At 71.1% G+C, this 703-nt stretch carries 1 protein-coding gene; it reads left to right on the forward strand.

What is annotated here, in order from left to right; genetic code table 11:
- On the forward strand, positions 1-703 hold a 703-nt coding region (locus D180_RS11355), incomplete at both ends, for an AcvB/VirJ family lysyl-phosphatidylglycerol hydrolase (protein ID WP_017912886.1).

Genomic DNA, 703 nt, shown 5'->3' on the forward strand with positions numbered 1-703 from the left:
GGATGCCGCGCTGGCCGCGCGGGTCGCCGCGCATCTGCATGCGCGCGGCCGTGGCGGGGCGCTGGACGATCTGCCGCTGACCGAGCTGCCCTCGGCGACCCCGGGCGCACCGCTGGCCATCGTGCTGTCCGGCGACGGCGGCTGGCGCGACATCGACAAGGGCATGGCCGAAGCGCTGCAGCGCCGCGGCATCGCCGTGGTCGGCTGGGACAGTCTGCGCTACTTCTGGCGGGCCAAGCCGCCGGCGCGGGCCAGCGCCGACCTGAGCCGGGTCATCGCCTACTACCAGCAGCGCTGGCGTCCGCAGAAGATCCTGCTGGTCGGCTATTCCTTCGGCGCCACCACCCTGCCGTTCATGGTCAACCGGCTGCCGCCGGCGCAGCGCGAGCAGGTCGGCCTGGTCGCGTTGCTGGGCCTGGAACACAAGGCCGATTTCCAGATCCGCGTGCGCGGCTGGCTCAACCTCGGCGACGACGACGACGCACTGCCGGTGCAGCCGGAACTGGCGCGCATTCCCGCGGCGCAGTTGCTGTGCGTGTACGGCGACAAGGAAAAAGATACGCTCTGCCCGCAATTGCGCGCGCGCGGAGCGGAGGTGGTGGTGTTGCACGGTGGTCACCATTTCGATCAACACCCGGCCGGGCTGGCGACGATCGTCGACGACCGCTGGCAGCAATTGTCCGCCGACGTGCGCCTGCCGGTC

Source organism: Xanthomonas sp. SHU 166 (genome assembly GCF_000364685.1).
Classification (GTDB): Bacteria; Pseudomonadota; Gammaproteobacteria; order Xanthomonadales; family Xanthomonadaceae; genus Xanthomonas_A; species Xanthomonas_A sontii.